The organism is Pseudomonas sp. LBUM1640 (assembly GCF_059716225.1).
In genome coordinates this window covers 4,600,777-4,620,150 of the sequence record NZ_CP166816.1, presented here as the reverse complement: position 1 = coordinate 4,620,150, position 19,374 = coordinate 4,600,777, and the positions used below count along the sequence as shown (strand labels likewise).

The window sequence follows — 19,374 nt, the reverse complement described above, 5'->3', positions numbered from 1 at the left end:
GAATCTTTAGGAGAGCAGGATGAAATTCAGTGAACAATGGCTGCGTGGCTGGGTAAGCCCGCAGGTAGATCGCGACGAGCTGGTTGCTCGTCTGTCGATGGCCGGTCTTGAGGTCGATAGCGTTACGCCGGCCGCCGGTGTTTTCAGTGGTGTGGTCGTAGGCGAAGTGCTGAGCACCGAGCAACACCCCGATGCCGACAAATTGCGTGTGTGCCAGGTCAGCAATGGCGCGCAAACCTTCCAGGTCGTGTGCGGTGCGCCAAACGTGCGTCCGGGCCTGAAGATTCCGTTCGCCATGATCGGCGCAGAACTGCCGGGCGACTTTAAAATCAAGAAAGCCAAGCTGCGTGGCGTTGAATCCAACGGCATGCTCTGCTCCCAGGCTGAACTGCAAGTGGGCGAGGGCAACGATGGCCTGATGGAACTGCCGGCCGACGCGCCAGTGGGCCAGGACATTCGTGTGTACCTGGAGCTGGAAGACGCCAGCATCGAGGTCGACCTGACCCCGAACCGTGGCGACTGCCTGTCCTTGGCGGGCCTGGCACGTGAAGTGGGCGCGCTGTACAACGCCCCAGTCACCCGCCCCGTGGTTACCGCCGTGCCTGCCGTGCACGACGAAGTGCGCCCGATCGACGTGTTGGCACCCAACGCCTGCCCGCGTTACCTGGGCCGTGTCATCCGCAATGTCGACCTGTCCAAGCCAACGCCACTGTGGATGGTTGAGCGCCTGCGCCGTGCCGACGTACGCAGCATCGATGCCGCCGTCGACATCACCAACTACGTGATGCTCGAATTGGGCCAACCGCTGCACGCGTTCGACCTTGCCGAGATCAACGGCGGCATTTGTGTACGCATGGCCGAAGAAGGCGAGAAGCTGGTACTGCTCGACGGCCAGGAAGTCACCCTGCGCACCGATACTCTGGTGATCGCCGACCACTCCCGCGCCCTGGCCATTGCCGGTGTGATGGGTGGCGAGCACAGCGGCGTGTCCGCGACCACCCGCGACATTTTCCTTGAAAGCGCGTTCTTCGATCAGATCGCCATCGCTGGCAAGGCCCGTTCCTATGGCCTGCACACCGATGCGTCGCACCGCTATGAGCGTGGCGTGGACTGGAAGCTGGCCCGTGAAGCCATGGAGCGCGCCACTGGCCTGCTGCTGGAAATCACCGGTGGCGAAGCCGGCCCGATCACTGAAACCGTGAGCGAGCAGTACCTGCCCTCCGTTGCTCCGATCACCTTGCGCGCCAAGAGCGTCGAGCAAATGCTCGGGCTGGTGATCGAGCCGGCTCAAATCGAGCAACTGCTGTCGGCGCTGGGTCTGGGCATTTCCGTTGGCGGGGAAGGGCAGTGGCACGTTGAAGTGCCAAGCCATCGCTTCGATATCAGCCTGGAAGTCGACCTGATCGAAGAGCTGGCGCGTCTGTATGGCTATAACCGCCTGCCGGTTCGCTACCCGCAAGCACGCCTGGCCCCGCAGCCTAAAGCTGAAGCGCGGGCGCACCTGCCTGAGTTGCGTCGCCTGCTGGTTGCCCGTGGCTACCAGGAAGCGGTGACCTATAGCTTCATCGATCCAAAGCAGTTCGAACTGTTCAATCCGGGTGTCGAGCCGTTGCTGTTGGCTAATCCGATCTCGAACGACATGGCCGCCATGCGTTCGTCGCTGTGGCCGGGCTTGGTAAAAGCACTGTCCCATAACCTGAACCGTCAGCAAGACCGCGTGCGCATGTTCGAAAGCGGCCTGCGTTTCGTCGGTCAACTCGACGGCCTGAAGCAAGAGCCGATGCTGGCTGGAGTGGTGTGCGGTAGCCGCCTGCCGGAAGGCTGGGCGCAGGGTCGCGACGGCGTGGACTTCTTCGACGTTAAAGCTGACGTGGAAGCGGTATTGGGCTTTGCCGGCGCACTCGACGATTTCACGTTTGTGCCAGGTAGCCATCCTGCATTGCACCCAGGCCAGACTGCGCGTATCGAGCGTGAAGGGCGCTTGGTGGGCTTCGTCGGTGCCATTCACCCAGAGCTGTCGAAAACCCTCGGTCTGGACCGTCCGGTGTTCGTTTTTGAGCTAGTCTTGGCTGAAGTTGCCTCGGGCAAAATGCCTAAATTCAGCGAGTTGTCGCGCTTCCCTGAAGTGCGTCGTGACCTGGCCTTGATTGCTGACCGCGAAGTGGCCGCCACTGCCGTTCTGGATGTAATCCGTGAAAATGCAGGGGAATGGCTGACAGACCTCAGGCTATTTGACGTCTATCAGGGTAAAGGCATTGATCCGCATAGAAAAAGCCTTGCAGTTGGCTTGACCTGGCAGCATCCATCGCGCACTCTTAATGACGATGAGGTGAATATCACGACACAAAATATCCTCACCTCGCTCGAACAAAGGTTGAACGCCACGTTAAGGAAGTGACGTATGGGGGCTTTGACGAAAGCTGAGATGGCGGAACGTCTGTACGAAGAGCTGGGTCTGAACAAACGCGAAGCCAAGGAATTGGTCGAGCTGTTTTTTGAAGAAATCAGGCACGCTCTGGAAGACAATGAGCAGGTCAAATTGTCCGGTTTCGGTAACTTTGACCTGCGGGACAAACGCCAGCGGCCTGGCCGCAATCCAAAAACGGGAGAAGAAATCCCGATCACGGCTCGCCGTGTGGTCACCTTTCGTCCAGGGCAGAAGTTGAAGGCCCGAGTTGAGGCTTATGCTGGAACCAAGTCATAACGACGAGCTACCCGTCATCCCAGGCAAACGCTACTTCACCATTGGTGAAGTCAGCGAGCTCTGTGCCGTAAAACCGCACGTGCTGCGCTATTGGGAGCAGGAGTTTCCTCAACTCAACCCCGTCAAACGCACCGGGAACCGTCGGTATTATCAGCGCCAGGATGTGCTGATGATCCGACAGATCCGCGCGTTGCTGTACGACCAGGGGTTCACCATCAGTGGCGCACGCCAGCGTATGTCCGGTGATGAAGCCAAAGACGACACTACCCAATACAAGCAACTGATCCGCCAGATGATCTCCGAACTCGAAGATGTGCTGGTGGTTTTGAAGAAGTGATTCAAGCTTTTAAAATACTTCCACATTTCAAAAGCTTGCGGTATATTCCGGATCGCTTCGTAATGAAGCGAACCCAGTAACACGCCTAGTCGGGGCGTAGCGCAGTCCGGTAGCGCACTAGCATGGGGTGCTAGGGGTCGAGTGTTCGAATCACTCCGTCCCGACCATATATTTCAATGACTTAGCCCAGCCTGAGAAGGTTGGGCTTTTTCATGTCTGCGATTTTGTCCTTATGGTAGTGAATTGGTAGTGAATTGATATTGTCTTGTGCGCACCTGGAGGTTGGTTGCCTCAATCATCGAGATACGACTCTGTCACTGGCACTGGTGTGCTTCCCCGGTTTGATATAGAGCTTGACCGCTCGGATAGCCGACCTTGACGCACGGCGGCATCGAAGGTCCTGCGGGGACATGGATGATCAATTTCGGCATCGGAAATCTCTAATATAGGCGAGAGGTGCGCGATGGATCCGCCTTGGGCAGAATCCATCGCTGATCAATCAAATTGATTGGCCGCCGGAGACTTCGATGCGCTGACCTGTGACCCAGCGGTTATTAGGACTCAAGAGGCTAGCAATCATTGGGCCGATATCGTCGGGTACGCCCACGCGGCCAAGCGCGGTCATATCGGCAAAAGCCTTGTTGTAGTCGGGAATATCGCGTACTGCTCCACCCAGGAAATCGGTCTCTATTGCGCCAGGGGCTACGGTATTGACGGTAATACCGCGGCTGCCCAGCTCTTTGGCCATGTATACGGTGAGTGTCTCGACTGCGCCTTTGGCTGCCGAGTAGGCCGAGAAGCCCGGGAAGGACACACGGGTCAAGCCCGACGAGAAGTTTACGATGCGCCCGCCATCGGCCAGTATCGGCAGCAGGGACTGGGTCATGAAAAACACCCCTTTGACGTGTACGTCAAAGAGCGCGTCGAACTGAGCTTCCGTGGTGGTGGCAAAGTCAGCCATTTCACCATGCCCGGCGTTGTTGATGAGGTGGTCGATCGTATCACCGCCCCAGATGTCTTTCAGTGCCGCACGCACAGCGATCACGAAGTCGGGGAAGGACGACACTTTGCTCGCGTCCAGTTGCAAGGCAGCGGCCTTGCGGCCGAGCGCCTGGATGTCGGCAACCACCGCATCCGCAGCTTCTTTGCCATTGCGATAGGTGAGGATCACGTCGCCACCATTGCGGGCAATGCTCAGTGCAGTGTTGCGGCCAAGGCCACGGTTTGCACCGGTTACAACTGAAATAGTGGTCATCGTTAATCTCCTGCCAAGCACATGCTAAATGAGCGTTAACGATGACGTCAGACAGGCGTTGCAGGTTGCGCGATCACCCACTTGAATTGCCTATTGGTCCAAATCGCCCGGGTGACAGATGAAATAGTTCGGGTGCTAAATGCAACAGCGGGGCGCAATTTGCCTATTCCTTCAAATTACTTGCTGCATTATCCATTGGTATTGCATCGGCAAGCATTCGACGCTGCAATGTGCTGATACAGGCTCAAGAGTTGATGACCTATGAACGAGCTGCTCAAGGCTGTGAGTCGCTACGCTGACGCTAATCATCAGAATGGCGTTGCTGCCACCGCTTTCTCCGGAATGGTGATTCTCCGGGAGACAATGCCGACTGCGCTGCTCTACGCGATCTCCAAGCCTTTGGTTGCGCTGGTGCTTCAAGGAAAAAAGCGTGTCTCGATGGGCAATAAAGTCTTCGAGTTCGGTGCAGGCGAATCATTGATCATCACCGCCGATGTGCCAACAGTCAGTCAGATCGTTGTCGCCTCTCGCCACGAGCCTTACTTGGCATTTGTGGTAGAGCTTGATCACGTACTTATAGAGTCATTGGTCGTCGAGATGGGCACCGCCCCCTTTACTGTTGGCGAGCCCTTGCGGGTAGAGTCCACAGAAACGGAGGTGGCAGACGCAGCACTGCGCTTGCTTCGCCTCCTCGATCGACCTGGATCAGTGGAAATATTAAAAGACCAACTGGTCAGAGAACTCCATTACTGGCTCCTTTCAGGACGCCATGGTGGTGCGATCCGAGCGCTTGGGATTGCCAGCAGCAATGCACATAGAATTGGCCGTGCGATCGCCCGGATCCGTGACGACTTCGCCAAGCCGCTGCGGATGGAACAGCTGGCTGAGACGGCGGGTATGAGTCTTTCTGGGTTTCACACACATTTCAGGACGATCACCTCGCTGACCCCACTTCAGTATCAAAAACAGCTACGGCTGATTGAGGCCAGGCGAGGGCTTCTTGAGGGTTTAACAATTGCAAAAGCAGCCTATGACGTTGGGTACGAAAGCATCCCCCAGTTCACGCGAGAATATGGTCGGATGTTTGGCATGTCCCCCGCGAAAGATATTCGTGAAGTAAAAATGCGGCTGAGCACATCCGCCTAGCCTTGCGCCAACCACTCCGCTAATTCTGTTCCCACTTCCAGACTCATACCGAAAGTAAACCTTCGCGCGCCGCTTTCGAGGCCCAGTTAGTCTACAAGACGGTTGATCTACCGTTGCATACCGAACTGAACACGCTCAGCCGAACTGTTGAGACCCAGGGTGCGGTGAAGGCGTACCTAGCGTTGGTGCGGCAGCAATGGACTCGGCTCGCCGTTGACCCTCCCGGCCTCAAGCTGCGTTCAACTTGCCGTATTGGCCGGAGAAGAATAGCAGCGGTCGCGCCTGTTCTGCTTCGACAAGCTCGACCACCTCAGCGATGTACAGTTGGTGGTCGCCGGCCGCATGGATCTGGACCACCCGAGCAACAATGTGGGCTAGGCTGCCCTCGATGATTGGCACGCCCTGAACCCTGTTCATGGTCACGTCCAGTCCCTCCACGGCACGCCCGGCAAAGTGGCCGCTAAGGTGCTCCTGTTGTTCGGTCAAAAAGTTCACGCCGTAACAGTCGCCTTGCTTGATGTGGTTGCAAAAGCGTGACTCGTTCTTGATCGACACCAGGATTAGTTGCGGCTCCAGTGACACTGACAGGAACGCATTGGCCGTCATGCCTGCCGGTTGGTTTTCCCGTTCGTAGGTCACTACTGTTACACCCGTGGCAAAGCGGCCCATCACGCGGCGAAATTTGGCAGCGTCATTGTGTGCATTATTCATTGTCATTCTCCATTAGTTTGCCGGGCGGCCAGTGCGTGTGGCCGCCGCCTGAGTCGTGCATTTACACCAGGGGTGTATTGGCCTCCTTGCCACACAGGATTCGCCCAAACAGCTCCAGGTTGGTGGAGGTGCACACCACGCCATGCAGGTTGGCTACCCTGGCGTCGCGCCACAGGCGATTGAATGGGTTGGCGCTACCTGCCAGGGAACCGCCGCTGGCTGTAGCGAGCAAGTCGACACCCTCCCAGATCAACTGGCTGGCATAACCGGTGTCGCGGCGGATGCGTGCCCGGATTTGCCGGTCCATCGTGGTGCCGGCAGTGGCACAGGCGTCGATTTCCTCTACGCAACGCTCTACCACGAGACGCGCGGCATCGAGCTTGGCCGAGGCCTCCCCCACCTGCAGGTGGGTGACGGGTGCCTCGTCCTGTTGGGTGTACCAGGTGTACTGAATGCCGCGGCCGGGCAACTTGGCGAGAAAGGTTTCCATTGCTGCCTTGGCGATACCCAGGGCGGGAAATACCAGGATGATTGCCAGCAACGGGATGAACGCGCCGCGATACAGCGCCTCACCTTGCAAGTGGGTGGAGGCGTAATCGCCGGCGATGGCTTTGGACACTGAAGCGATTCGCTCATCCGGTACGAACAGGTTTTTTACGGACACCGAGGTACTGCCGCTACCCCGCAGTGCCATGGTGTCCCAATCGTGTAGCAGTGTGATGTCTTCAATCGGAATGAGCGCCAGGCCCTGATCCACGGTTTCACCCGCGTCATTGACGATCGGAATCCCCAGCAGGTCCCACTGTGCGTGGTACACACCGCTGTTGAATCCCCACAGGCCTTCCTCGATTAGGATACCGCCTGCAACGCGCTTGACCTTGGCTTTGCGTGGGGACAGCACACCACTGCTGCGCACCTTGCCGCCACTGGCGAAGATTGGGTCACTGACCGCCTGGGGATACAACGTTGCGAGCATCCAGTTGCAGATATTGATCAGGGCGCAGGCCCAGCCAGCCGAAGCATCCCCACGGCCGATTTCGCTGACCACATCCATGTATGTTCTGACGCTGGTTTGCAGGCCGCCATGCTGGCGTGGAATCATCAGGTCGAAGGCGCCGATGGCGTCGAGGTCGGCAACAGTGTTATCGGGCAGACGGGCCAGTTCATCGACTTCACGGGTACGCGAACGCAAGGTCTCGACCAGGCCGCTGGCACGAGCAACCAAGTCGCTGCTATTTGCGTGTGCGTCGGCAGTGGCGTTTGGGAGAATGGAATTCATGGCTTTTCCTATTATTGGGATTATCTGGATGAGCTCGCGACATAATAGTGACGAATCTGTCACGGTGACGAATTCGATATTAATTAAAATATATTTTTAGCGTCAAGATATATATTGATCTAAGCGCTTACGCGCCTACTGATAAAAGGAATAACTCAAATGGAACATCCGATCAGGGGGAGAGAGGACACGGACGCACCGTAGGATCGCTGAACCGTGACCGCTCGGCGCAAACCTGATGCGTGAGCACCCGAATACGCTCGGCTACCATTGATTTGCTAGCCTCCTGGAGGCGGGTCGAGGCGCGGGCTTGCTTGAACTGCCGTCTGTGCAGGCAGGCGTCGATGCTCTGATCGGCGAGACGCCGGGCTCGCGGCGATACCCCTCTTAAATCAAAACCTGAAAGCCAGGGGGGCATCGCAACGATATGGCAGGAGGGGCTATGAATCGGGACCACCGAAAACACATGAGGCGCTGAACGCTAGAACTCCAGCACCGTAAACCTTGTGCGCGGTACGTGGCTGCTAGTGTTATGGGGCAAACACCAGCCGCGATGAGCCCTCACGCTGCCAGACGCTATTCACATCTTCCAACACTACCGCTTCGGCAGCAATCGACAAGCCCGCGCTGCTGATCGCCCGTAAAACCCCACCCACCGCCCGGACCAGGCCTGCGTTGGAAACGCTGCCCAGGCCGCTGCCCATAAGCTCAAGGCCGGAACTACGCAACAGTGAGCCTGGCAGATTAATGTTGTTGCCGGTCATAGAGCCAATCTGCACAAATCGAATCCGTGGCTCACCTGAATGATGACCTTGCCCGGCAGCTGCATTCAGCAAGCATTCGGCAGAGGGTCCCCACAGGTAGTCGAGTACCACACTGACTTTGTGCGTATGTATTGCTTGGCGGAAGGTGTCTTTTAACTCATCTGCCGGTACATCGAGAGGGATCACCAGGTCGGCTCCCAGCTCCTGCAATCCCTGGACACTTTGGGCGTTGCGACCGGTGACAATGACTGTTGCAGCACCGAGATGTTTCGCGATTTGAATCGCCAGCCGGCCGGAAACGCCAGTTGCGCCATTGATCAATACGTTTTCGCCGGGAACAAATTTTGCTCGGTCGAGAAGGGCACTCCATGACGACATCCCGGGGTTACCAATTGCCGCCGCCGTGACGTCATCGACATCATCGGGAATGTCCACGCAGTTCTCCAGTTGCACAACACTTGTCTCAGCCATCGAACCGAACAGCTTTCGTGGAAAGGCGAAGTAGACCCGACGGCCGTCGGGCAGGATTCCAACCCCGTCTACACCGGGAACCAAGGGCAGTATCTTGCCGCTGCTGTAATGACGGCCAGACGCCTGGGCTTTGACCAACTGGCTAAGTGCAGCGGCTCGAACCTGAACGAGCGTTTCGCCGGCCTCCGCTATCGGCGTGGTGAAATTGTCGTAACGCGGGGGGGCGTTGAAATCGTGGACTACAGCAGCTTTCATAAGCAACTCCTAAACAGACCGGGTGTAAGGGTGAGAAGGGCAGAAGAATTCAGGATTCGGTTTCAGGCGAATAGGCAATAAATTGTCGGGCGGCTTCAGCGTTCATATTGAGCGCCCAGTCAGGCTTGCTCGCCGTCAGCTCTCCTTTCATCCACGATTTCAGATAAGACACAGAAAAAGCCACGCCGGCTTCGCACATTTCAGTACTGCAACCCAGGCTTGTCAGCGTTAGCCGCACGCATGCATCCATGTATTGATTGGGATGGTCCACACCTTGCTGAATGGCTTGGATGCCGTGGGCTGAAGCACCCATAAGAAAGTCTGTCGCAGCGTCGAGCCGGCTAAACCTGAAGTCACCGGCGGCTTTGCCGTTCTGGAGATCCCTGGCCATGTATTCCGCAACCAGAGTGTTGTGCTGCCACGCGTCAGCGCGTGTGACAAAACCGGCCCATTTCGAATCAAGGAGCGCGCGCATCAGGAACAGCCTGGAGGCTACAGCGGCGCGCTGCCATGGTTTGGTCAGGACGTCATAGACTGGCAGGATATCGGTGGTCATCTGGTTATTGAGCTCTTGGCCAATGGCCACAAGCACTTGATCCAGCGAATCGAAATAGTTGTAAAAGGTACCTCGCGATACGTTGGCTTCCCGAATCACATCATCGATGACTGGAGGTGCGCCGCCCGGTGCCGCAAAAACACGCATCGCTGCGTCGAGCAATTTACTGCGCATGACTTCTCGCTTTTTCTTGGCGACTCTTGGGCGGTGATCGGAAACGGCTTTATCGATTTCAGGTATTTGCACTGTAAGGCCTCAAACAATGACACGACGTCAGACTGACAATTTATAGCTTAACCTTCAGAATGACAAATATGTCTAAAAAGCCTTGCGCGGGATAAATTCTTGTCCTACATTCTACTCAATTGTCGGAATGACAATATCGTCATAAAAATAATAGGAGACGAAAATGTTAAACCCATCACACCCTGTCGCCCGACCTCATCCCACGTCGCCCTGCGCTCGTTCGAACTGGTACGTCACAGTTTTTAAAAGCCATCGACCTACGCCAAATCTTTGCTGACAGCAAGATTCTGACAACGTAACCAGATCGGGTGATCGCCCGCGCACGGCCGAGCAATAGATGCTGGCCGGGGTATTCACTCACCCGGAATTTTAAAATGACATATTAGTTCATTATGACATTCGAGGTTGGTATGAGCACAAAAACGACTTTTCCGAACGTAGATACTCTCGATGCATTTGCGTCGGCACCGACGTTGTCAGAGCTGGTCAAGCGCGCCGAGGCGCTGCAGCCGCTACTGCGCAAGAACACCGTAGCGTCGGAAAAAGACCGCCGCACCTCTGAAGAAAACATTGAAGCCATTCGTGAAGCGGGTCTGTTTCGATTGATGGTTCCAAAGCGTTACGGCGGCTATGAAGGCACGCTGCGCTCACACCTCGAAGTGTCTGCGGCGTTGGGCGAAGCCTGTGGTGGGACCGCGTGGGTCGTTGCATTGACTAACGTCTGCGCCTGGTTCACTAGCCTGTTTTCAGAACAAGCGCAAAACGAAGTGTTCGGTGCGAATCCGGATGCGCGGGTCGCCGGAGTTTTCAACGCTTCGCCGACAACTCAGCGTGTAGAAGGTGGCTTGATCGTTTCTGGAAAGTGGTATTCGTCGTCGGGCAGCCTGCACTCCGACTGGGCTGTCGTCGGTGCCGAAGAACGCGATACCAACGGCACAGTCGTCGCACAGTACCTGGCGCTGATGCCAAAAGCCGATTACGGCATCGAAGACACTTGGTTCACCGCCGGCATGCGCGCCTCGGGAAGCAACTGCATCGTTGCCAACGAAATCTTCGTGCCCAACCATCGTCTGCTGAACATGGCGGGTGCGATCGAGGGTGAATACGCCACCGAATTTAAGGATGAAGTCGCCTACCGCGCACTGTTCGTCCCCTTTGCTTCGCTAATCCTCAATGGCCCGCAACTCGGCCTGGGACGCGCTGCGTTGAAATACGTGATCGACAATGCATCACGCAGAGCCGTGGCTTATACCTCGTTTGAAAGACAGACCGATTCGGTGGTGTTCCAGACCCAGATCGCTGAGGCCGCGCTGAAGATCGACACCGCTCACCTGCGTGCTTTCCGCGCCACCGATGAGATGGATGAGGCCTCGCGCCAAGGCATCAAGCTCGACCCATTAACCCGAGCGCGCATTCGCGCAGACGTTGGCCTGATCAACACCCTGATTACCGATGCGATAAACATTCTGTTGTCCGCACATGGCGCTGGCAGTTTTTCCGAAGCCAGTCCGATGCAACGCTGGTGGCGCGACTCCAACACCGCAGCTCGACATGCCGTGGCATTGCCAGCAGTCGGTAACGAGCTATATGGGAAGGCGTTACTCGGCGTGGAAAACACCGTCACGCCATTGATCTAAGCGCCGCCACATACCTGAGGATTCTTCAATGGACGCCAAGCTTCTGCGCTCGGTAATGGGCCAATTCGCCACCGGGGTGACTGTGGTGACGTTTGTCGCCGACGGCCAACCGGCTGGCATGACCGCCAATGCCTTCATGTCTGTCTCACTGGACCCGCCCCTGATTCTGGTTTCAATCCGCAACGCTTCGAGCTTCAACCAGTTTGTAGGGGAAGGGGTGCGTTACGGCGTCAACTTTCTAGCCGAAAGTCAGCGCTGGTTGAGCGGTCATTTCGGTGGACGTCCGGAGGAGGGGGCAGAACTGCCTTTCAGCTATCACCAAGAAACGCCGTTGCTGGACGGCAGCCTCGTGCAACTTGTTGCACGCACGGTGGATGTGCACGCGGCCGGCGACCATTTGCTCTACATCGGTGAGATCGAGCACGTTCGCGTCGGCGAACTACGCAAGCCATTGTTGTTCTTCAGTGGGCGTTACCACCAGATGCACGCCCGCGCCCCAAGTGTCGAGTGGAGTGGTTGCGTCGACGTCTGGTGACATACGTCCATAGCAATAAATAGGCGCTTGAAAATGCCCGATCCAGTGTTCTGAAAGGAGCGCCCAAGGTCAGTTCATGCCGATTAAATGTAAACCGAGTGATTTTTCATGACCGCCAAAATCCGAGAATTGCCTGTGAAAACAGACAACGACATCGATAAGCAGGAAACCCACGAGTGGCTTGACGCGCTGGAAAGCATCGCCCTGAATGCCGGTTCCGAGCGTGTGGATTTCCTTCTGCAGCGTCTCGATGAACATGCCAGCCACTTGGGTGTGCGGCGCTCCGCTCACCCCTATTCGCAGTATCAGAACAGCATCTCGCTGGAAAAGCAGCCTGCTTACCCGGGCGATCTGGCGATGGAAGAACGCATCACTTCGATCATCCGCTGGAATGCGCTGGCGATGGTGGCCCGGGCCAACAAAGCCTATGGCGAGTTGGGTGGTCATATCGCCAGCTATGCGTCGGCGGCAGAAATTTTTGAAATCGGCTTCAACCATTTCTTTCGCGCGGATACGGCTGATGCCAAGGGCGACCTGGTTTACTTCCAGCCGCACTCGGCGCCGGGTGTTTACGCCCGTGCTTTTCTTGAAGGCCGCCTGGAGGAGTCGCAGCTTGCGCGGTATCGCCAGGAAGTGGACGGCGGTGGTTTGTGTTCCTACCCGCATCCTTGGCTGATGCCAGACTTCTGGCAGTTTCCGACCGGTTCAATGGGGATCGGTCCGATCAGTTCGATTTATCAGGCGCGCTTCCTGCGTTATCTGGAGCACCGAGGCATCACCGACACTTCCAAGCGTCACGTCTGGGGTGTATTCGGCGATGGCGAGATGGACGAGCCAGAGTCCATCGCGGCGCTGTCGCTGGCCGCGCGCGAAAATCTCGACAATCTGACTTTCATCGTTAACTGCAACCTGCAGCGTCTGGACGGCCCTGTACGTGGCAACGGTCAGATCATTCAAGAGCTGGAGTCGCTGTTCAGTGGTGCAGGCTGGAACGTGATCAAAGTGGTGTGGGGCTCAGATTGGGATGCTCTGTTCGCACGTGATCGCAACCATGTGTTGCTGCGTCGCTTCGCTGACACCGTCGACGGTCAGTACCAGACACTGGGTGCCAACGATGGCGCCTACAACATGGAGCATTTTTTCGATCTCGATCCGGAATTGCAGGCGTTGGTGTCGCACATGACCCCCCAGGAAATAGATGGACTGCGCCGGGGTGGCCACGACTTCCGCAAGCTTTACGCTGCGTTTGCTGCCGCCAAGCAGCATAACGGCCGGCCAACGGTCATTCTGGCCAAGACCAAGAAAGGCTATGGCATGGGGCTGGCTGGCGAATCGCGCAACACGTCCCACGTACAGAAGAAGCTCGACGTGGAGGCACTCAAGGCGTTCCGTGATCGTTTTGCTTTGCCCTTGGACGATCAGGCGCTGGAGGAAATGCAGTTCTATAAACCTGCTGAAGACAGCGCGGAAATGCGCTACCTGCACGCCCGGCGTACTGAGTTGGGTGGTTACATGCCGCGTCGCAAGACCCAGGCCGACTCTTTGCAGGTTCCATCGTTGGCCAGTTATGCGCAGTTCGCGCTGACACCGGATGAGCGTGAAACCTCAACGACAACCGCCGTCGTCCGGTTGTTCACGAACCTGCTCAAGGACAAGCAACTGGGCCCGCGCATCGTGCCGATTGTCGCGGACGAGGCTCGTACTTTCGGCATGGCAAACCTGTTCCGTCAGGTCGGTATCTACTCACCCGTCGGCCAGCTCTACGAACCTGAAGATGCCGGCGCAATGCTCTATTACAAAGAGTCCAAGGACGGTCAGCTCTTGGAAGAGGGCATCACCGAAGCCGGTGCTATTTCCTCCTGGGTCGCAGCAGCGACGTCATATAGCGTTAATGGCATCAGCATGTTGCCTTTCTATATCTACTACTCGATGTTTGGGTTTCAGCGCGTCGGTGACTTGATCTGGGCGGCCGCCGACCAGCGTGCCCGTGGTTTCCTGATTGGTGCCACCGCCGGGCGCACCACCTTGTCCGGTGAAGGCTTGCAACACCAGGACGGCACCAGTCAGTTGATTGCGTCCACGGTTCCGAATTGTCGCGCTTATGACCCGGCCTTCGCCAGCGAGGCAGCGGTCATCATCGACCACGGCAGCCGTCGCATGCTTGAAGAACAGCACGATGAGTTCTACTACCTGACTGTTACCAATGAAAACTACGTCCAGGCACCCGTTACCGAAGCTGAATACGCTGCAGTAATCAAAGGTATGCGACGTTTTGGTGGGCGTGGTGACGAAAGTACCGCGCCAGCAGTGCGCCTACTCGGCTCGGGTTCAATCCTGCGCGAGGTGATCGCTGCCGCCGAACTTTTGGCCGAGGACTGGGGGGTAGCCAGCGAAATCTGGAGCGTCACCAGCTTCAGCGAGCTGGCGCGCGAAGCCCGCGAGGTCGAGCGCGATGCACTGTTTGGTGGTGAACTTCAGTCGCAGAGCTACGTGCAGCAATGCCTGTCCGGCGCCACGCCCGTTGTGGCTGCCACCGACTATGTGCGCGGCTATGCGCAACTGATAGCTCCCTATATCCATGCGCCCTACATCGCCCTCGGCACTGACGGTTTCGGCCGCAGTGATACCCGTCCTGCATTGCGTCGTTTCTTCGAGATGGATCGCCAGCATATCGCTGTCGCCGCATTGGCAGCCATAGACCCACAGAAAGCGGCAATCGCCCGGGAGCGCTACGGCATTGACGTCGCCCTCGACGCCCCATGGAACCGCTGAGTCGCGAATAAGGAGACTGACTATGCAACAACTTATGGTTCCCGATATTGGCGATTTTCAGGACTTGCCGGTGATCGATGTACTGATCAAACCCGGCGACAAGGTTTCGGTCGAGCAAGCGTTGATCACCCTGGAGTCCGACAAGGCAGTAATGGATGTTCCGAGCACACGCGACTGCACGATTCGCGAGGTGTTGATCAAACCCGGAGACATCGTTTCCAAAGGCAGTTTGATTGCCAATGTCGACTTCGCCGAGATTGCCGGGATCGCCGAAACTGCTGAGGTACTGCCAGAGGTACAGGCAATATCTGCGTCACCTGCTGCGGTTTCTGTCCCGATGCCGGTAGCCGTCAAACCGACAGCGGAGGTCGAACCAGACACCCAAAAATCGGGCGTTACATCGATGGCCCTGGCCGGCCCGGCTGTACGCAAGCTGGCCCGTGAACTGGGCGTTGATCTCAATCAAGTAAAGGCCAGCGATCCCCGCGGCCGAATTCTGCGTGACGACGTTAAGGCTTTCGTCAAAGCCCAGCGAGACAGCCCATCACCTGTGGCGGGGAAGGGCACTGGTCTTGATTTGGCGCCGTGGCCAGAAGTCGACTTTGCAAAATTTGGCCCGATCGAGCGCCGTCCGATGTCGCGTCTAAAACGTCTCTCGGCGGCTAACCTGCATCGAAATTGGGTGAGCATTCCGCACGTCACCAATCATAGCCAGAGTGATATCAGCGATCTTGAGGCATTGCGCATTCAGCTCAATCAGGAAGCGAGAGAAGGGCAGGCCAAGATTACGTTGCTGGCGTTTCTGATCAAGGCCTGTGTGGCTGCGTTGCAGCGGTTCCCGCAGTTCAACGTCAGTCTGGAAGGTGAGGAAATGGTGCAAAAGCAGTATTTCCACATCGGTTTCGCAGCCGATACGCCCAACGGCCTGGTCGTCCCGGTGATCCGCGATGCGGATCGCAAAGGTATCGCTGCGTTAGCTGCTGAGATGGCCGAGCTCTCGCAACTGGCCCGAAACGGCAAGCTTTCTGGAGATCAAATGCGCGGTGGTTGTTTCACCGTTTCGTCGTTGGGCGGCATCGGCGGCGGGCATTTCACCCCGATCATAAACGCACCGGAAGTCGCAATTCTCGGCGTCGGCAAGGCATCCATGCAACCCACTTGGGACGGCTCGGCATTTCAGCCGCGACTGCAACTGCCGTTGTCGCTGTCGTGGGATCACCGTGCTGTAGACGGCGCGGAGGCCGGCCGATTCCTCGCGTACCTGGTAACTCTATTGGCGGACTTTCGCCGTGTTTCGATCTGACGCGTCACAACAAAAATAAGGAGAACGAACATGTCTGTACTGCAATCAACCAGCCTCGATACCGGCGCCCGACGTATCGCGCCGTTCAAGATGGCTCACTTGGTTTACCGCTGCGCCGATCGCAAATCCATGGTCGATTGGTATCGCAAGGTATTCCAGGCTGACCTGGTGTTTGAAGACGAAATTCTGACTTTCATTACTTACGACGATGAACATCATCGCCTGGCATTTTTCAACATGCCGGATCTGCCAAAAAAAACCGACAACATGGTCGGCGTTCATCACATTGCATACAGCTATCAGAGCATTGGTGAAGTGCTGACTACCTACGAACGGCTAAAGGCGCTCGGCATCTTGCCGGTCTGGACCATTAACCATGGGCCAACCACATCGGTTTACTACCGAGACCCAGAGGGCAATGACATCGAGTTGCAGGTCGACAATTTCGTTGATCCTGCAGATGCCTCTGCGTTCTTCCATTCCGAGACCTTTGCCGCTAACCCAATTGGCACCGAATTCAATGCTGATGAGTTGGTTGCAATGTGGCGCGCGGGCGCCAGCGATGAACAGCTTTGCGCATTGGGCAGCGCTGCCACTGGCGTCAACCTCGGTCCCCAATACAGGTAAACAGCATGAAACTTTGTACATTCCAGATCCAGGATGGCACCCCTGCCGTTGGCTTGGTTGTCGGTGAGAAGGTTATTCGCATCACTGACCATTTCAACACGGCACCCGGCAGTATGATCGAGTTGATCACCACGTGGGCCGATTGGCGCGAGCCTCTGCAGCACTTGGCCGGGAGCGGTGCGAGGGGCATTGCACTTGATCAGGTCACTCTATTGGCCCCGGTGCCGCGCCCCGGCAAGATACTCGGCATCGGCCTCAATTATGCCGACCATGTTGAAGAGTCGGGCATGGATATGCCGGCGGACCAATTGTGGTTCGCCATGATGAGCACGGCGGCCAATGGTCCATTCGCTCCTGTCGATTTGCCGAAAGTGTCCGAGGCCCTCGACTACGAAGCTGAAATGGTCTTCATCGTCGGGCAGCGCTGTCGCCATCTCACCCCGGAAACTGCGCGAACGGCCATCTTCGGTTACTGCGTCGGCAATGACGTCAGCGTCCGTGACTGGCAGCTGCGTACTTCGCAATTCACCTTGGGTAAGTCGTTCGACACCCACGCACCATTCGGCCCGTGGCTGGTCACTGCCGATGACGTCGAGGACCCCCATCAATTGGGTATCCGATGCTTCGTCAACGACGAGAAACGGCAGGACTCGAATACAGACCAGCTGATTTTCGACTGCTTCCAGCAAATCGAGCACCTTTCCAAGGTCATGACGCTTGAACCTGGCGACGTGATCTTCACAGGCACGCCTGGCGGCATCGGCGCGGCCGAGAAACCGCCGCGCTGGCTGCGCAAGGGCGATCGGGTGCGCGTAGAGATTGATGGGCTCGGTGCCATCGAAAACGTGGTGCAGGCCGAAGCCTGATGTGTATAGAGGCAGGGACCGTGAACACGCCGTCAGTCGGCTCCTTAAATGTGCATCCAGGAGATCAACCATGAATGAGCAAGCGATCATAGACACCATTGCGCAGCTGGAAGATGCGCGCTGCCGGGCATTGGTAGAAAGCGACCTCGAAACGTTAAGCGAGTTGGTCGACGACCAATTGGTACATATACACGCCACCGGACAGATCGACGACAAGCCCGGCTATTTGCGACTGGTCGAGGATGCAATCCTCTTCCTGAGTGTGGAACGGCAAGACCTTCAAGTACAAGTTCATGCCGACATTGCGATCGCTACCGGCCGACTGTTACAGAGCATTGAATTTCGCAACAGCGGTGAACGCCGCGAGATGAATGTAATCACCACGCAGATTTGGTTACGTCGCGACGACGCCTGGCGTCAGATCAGTTTCCAGGCAACCAACCTCTAGTTCCCCCAACGCTGCGCCCATCTCTTGAAGGTGGGTATCTGACAATAAAAACAAGAGACAGAAGATGAAGAACATCAAGGTGAAAGCGCTTGGTGCGGTTCTGGCCGCCTTTGCGATTGTGAACTGCTATGCCGATGAAGCCGAAAAGCCAGGTGAAGGTACATTGTTTCGCAGCTTGTTCGGAGAGAGTCTGGAGAGGGACTACGGCATTACTGTTTCCAATCTTCTAGACATCGGCTACTCACGCAACAATCGTTCGACACGCGACGAGCGCAAGGACGGGTTGAGCAATCTGCCAATCACCGGCATGTCTGATGAAGGTCTCGAGCTGGGCAGCCTTCATCTATTTGTCGACAAACAACTCAAGGGCACCTTCATACCCCGTATTACCCCTTTACCAGGCCCAAAACCCGAGGAGGTCTCCTTCGGTCTTACCCTCGAATTGAACTACGGTCGTAACGCTCAGTTCGCGCGAACCTATGGTTGGGACATGGGGTTGGACATTAACGAAAAGGACAACGGCAAGGCCCAGCGTGACAAGGATTACTTCTTGGCGATTCCAAATGCTGCGGCCACCGTTTACTTGCCCTACGGCCCCGGTGTCAGTCTTATGGCCGGTGTGTTCGGCCTGGCGATGGGCTATGAAATCCCTCCCAACGTGCGGTTCGCCCGCAATCCGTTTGCCAGTAAAACCTACGCATTTGTCAGTGAACCCAGTACCGGCGCCGGCGTGCTTTCGAGTACTCGCGCATACCAGGGAGACTTGGGCATATTGGGTGTCGAGTTGGGCGTCGTGCAGGGGTGGGCCAACCTGCGGGATAACAACTCTGATAAATCGTTGATCGGTGCATTGCGTTGGCGCACATCAGACATGAACACATGGATCGATTACGAGTTCATCGCCGGCAATGAGCAGAATGATGACTTCTCTGACGTGCAGGGACCGCCCTCGCGAATCGTCTCGCCCTCCAATCAATTCAAGCAGCAGCATTCGTTGAACGGATGGCATAAATTTGATCAGCACTGGTCGATGGGTGCCGAAGTGGTATACGGTCGCCAAGACGGCGATGGCAAGGCGTCGACGGTTGATATCGTTCGGGGCCCGGGCTTCAGTAGCGCGCATTGGTGGGGTGCTAATGCGGTCGTCACCTATCAGGTTCGACAAGATCTGACGTGGTCCCTGCGTGGCGAGCACTTCAGTGACCCTGATAGTTTTATCCTGTTTCCCACCAGTACCTCCCGGGGAGACTTCAACGCACTCACAACGGGAGTTCGTTATGAGGTCAACAAGAACCTTTCATTGCGCCCGGAGCTGCGCTACGACTGGTTTGATGCACGCGAACACGATCGACCTTTTGGCAATGGTCGCGATCGTTCGCAACTGAGCACGATGATCGAAGCGCTTTACTACTTTTGACCCAGCGCCGCACGCCATCGCTATCGCCGACGTCATATCGGCGAT

The 19,374-nt window shown here is 56.8% G+C and carries 17 protein-coding genes and 1 tRNA gene; 13 read left to right on the top strand and 5 right to left on the bottom strand.

Going from position 1 to position 19,374, the window contains the following annotated elements:
- Nucleotides 1-19: 19 nt before the first annotated feature.
- The 4 genes from pheT (at nt 20) to ACA065_RS20220 (ending at nt 3,208) form a co-directional block, all read left to right on the top strand.
- Nucleotides 20-2,398, top strand: a complete 2,379-nt coding sequence (gene pheT, locus ACA065_RS20235; protein ID WP_497691228.1) for a phenylalanine--tRNA ligase subunit beta — start codon at nt 20-22, stop codon at nt 2,396-2,398.
- 3 nt (nt 2,399-2,401) lie between these two features.
- Nucleotides 2,402-2,704 carry an integration host factor subunit alpha gene (ihfA, locus tag ACA065_RS20230; protein WP_002553164.1) on the top strand — a complete coding sequence of 101 codons (303 nt, stop codon included), beginning with the start codon at nt 2,402-2,404 and terminating at the stop codon, nt 2,702-2,704.
- Nucleotides 2,685-3,041: a MerR family transcriptional regulator gene (locus ACA065_RS20225; protein ID WP_003174972.1), complete on the top strand. Its 357-nt coding sequence runs from the start codon at nt 2,685-2,687 to the stop codon at nt 3,039-3,041. Before ihfA ends, ACA065_RS20225 begins: the two co-directional genes overlap by 20 nt.
- Before the next feature lie 90 nt (nt 3,042-3,131).
- Nucleotides 3,132-3,208, top strand: a tRNA-Pro gene (locus tag ACA065_RS20220).
- Nucleotides 3,209-3,540: 332 nt separating this feature from the next.
- On the opposite strand, the gene ACA065_RS20215 is transcribed toward ACA065_RS20220, so the two are convergent.
- Nucleotides 3,541-4,296, bottom strand: coding sequence for an SDR family NAD(P)-dependent oxidoreductase (locus tag ACA065_RS20215; RefSeq protein ID WP_497691227.1), 756 nt, complete (start codon nt 4,294-4,296; stop codon nt 3,541-3,543).
- A gap of 261 nt (nt 4,297-4,557) precedes the next feature.
- Between ACA065_RS20215 and ACA065_RS20210 the strand changes: the two genes are divergently transcribed.
- A complete protein-coding gene (locus ACA065_RS20210; RefSeq protein ID WP_497691226.1) occupies nt 4,558-5,442 on the top strand; it encodes an AraC family transcriptional regulator in 885 nt (294 codons plus the stop codon).
- Nucleotides 5,443-5,670: 228 nt separating this feature from the next.
- On the opposite strand, the gene ACA065_RS20205 is transcribed toward ACA065_RS20210, so the two are convergent.
- The 4 genes from ACA065_RS20205 to ACA065_RS20190 all read right to left on the bottom strand — a co-directional run bounded on the left by ACA065_RS20205 (nt 5,671) and on the right by ACA065_RS20190 (nt 9,724).
- Nucleotides 5,671-6,153, bottom strand: a complete 483-nt coding sequence (locus ACA065_RS20205; RefSeq protein ID WP_497691225.1) for a flavin reductase family protein — start codon at nt 6,151-6,153, stop codon at nt 5,671-5,673.
- 61 nt (nt 6,154-6,214) lie between these two features.
- Nucleotides 6,215-7,432 carry an acyl-CoA dehydrogenase family protein gene (locus ACA065_RS20200; protein WP_497691224.1) on the bottom strand — a complete coding sequence of 406 codons (1,218 nt, stop codon included), beginning with the start codon at nt 7,430-7,432 and terminating at the stop codon, nt 6,215-6,217.
- A gap of 530 nt (nt 7,433-7,962) precedes the next feature.
- Nucleotides 7,963-8,922, bottom strand: a complete 960-nt coding sequence (locus ACA065_RS20195; RefSeq protein WP_497691223.1) for a quinone oxidoreductase family protein — start codon at nt 8,920-8,922, stop codon at nt 7,963-7,965.
- Nucleotides 8,923-8,971: 49 nt separating this feature from the next.
- Entirely contained in the window at nt 8,972-9,724 is a 753-nt protein-coding gene (locus tag ACA065_RS20190; RefSeq protein ID WP_497691222.1) for a TetR/AcrR family transcriptional regulator, read from the bottom strand.
- Between the two features lie 392 nt (nt 9,725-10,116).
- Here ACA065_RS20190 and ACA065_RS20185 point away from each other — a divergent pair, with 392 nt between their 5' ends.
- The 8 genes from ACA065_RS20185 to ACA065_RS20150 all read left to right on the top strand — a co-directional run bounded on the left by ACA065_RS20185 (nt 10,117) and on the right by ACA065_RS20150 (nt 19,329).
- Nucleotides 10,117-11,361: an acyl-CoA dehydrogenase family protein gene (locus ACA065_RS20185; protein WP_497691221.1), complete on the top strand. Its 1,245-nt coding sequence runs from the start codon at nt 10,117-10,119 to the stop codon at nt 11,359-11,361.
- A gap of 28 nt (nt 11,362-11,389) precedes the next feature.
- Nucleotides 11,390-11,896: a flavin reductase family protein gene (locus ACA065_RS20180; protein WP_497676466.1), complete on the top strand. Its 507-nt coding sequence runs from the start codon at nt 11,390-11,392 to the stop codon at nt 11,894-11,896.
- A 108-nt stretch (nt 11,897-12,004) separates the two neighbouring features.
- Nucleotides 12,005-14,668 (top strand): alpha-ketoglutarate dehydrogenase, encoded by a 2,664-nt coding sequence (gene mdeB / locus ACA065_RS20175; protein ID WP_497691220.1) that lies wholly within the window; start codon nt 12,005-12,007, stop codon nt 14,666-14,668.
- Between the two features lie 22 nt (nt 14,669-14,690).
- A complete protein-coding gene (locus tag ACA065_RS20170; RefSeq protein ID WP_497691219.1) occupies nt 14,691-15,971 on the top strand; it encodes a 2-oxo acid dehydrogenase subunit E2 in 1,281 nt (426 codons plus the stop codon).
- A gap of 30 nt (nt 15,972-16,001) precedes the next feature.
- Nucleotides 16,002-16,598, top strand: coding sequence for a VOC family protein (locus ACA065_RS20165; RefSeq protein WP_497676469.1), 597 nt, complete (start codon nt 16,002-16,004; stop codon nt 16,596-16,598).
- Nucleotides 16,599-16,603: 5 nt separating this feature from the next.
- Nucleotides 16,604-17,464, top strand: coding sequence for a fumarylacetoacetate hydrolase family protein (locus tag ACA065_RS20160; RefSeq protein WP_497676470.1), 861 nt, complete (start codon nt 16,604-16,606; stop codon nt 17,462-17,464).
- A 70-nt stretch (nt 17,465-17,534) separates the two neighbouring features.
- Nucleotides 17,535-17,912 (top strand): nuclear transport factor 2 family protein, encoded by a 378-nt coding sequence (locus tag ACA065_RS20155; RefSeq protein WP_497676471.1) that lies wholly within the window; start codon nt 17,535-17,537, stop codon nt 17,910-17,912.
- Between the two features lie 64 nt (nt 17,913-17,976).
- The gene (locus ACA065_RS20150) at nt 17,977-19,329 is read left to right on the top strand and encodes an outer membrane beta-barrel protein (protein ID WP_497691218.1); all 1,353 of its coding nucleotides are present in this window, start codon (nt 17,977-17,979) and stop codon (nt 19,327-19,329) included.
- The last annotated feature ends 45 nt before the right edge of the window (nt 19,330-19,374 follow it).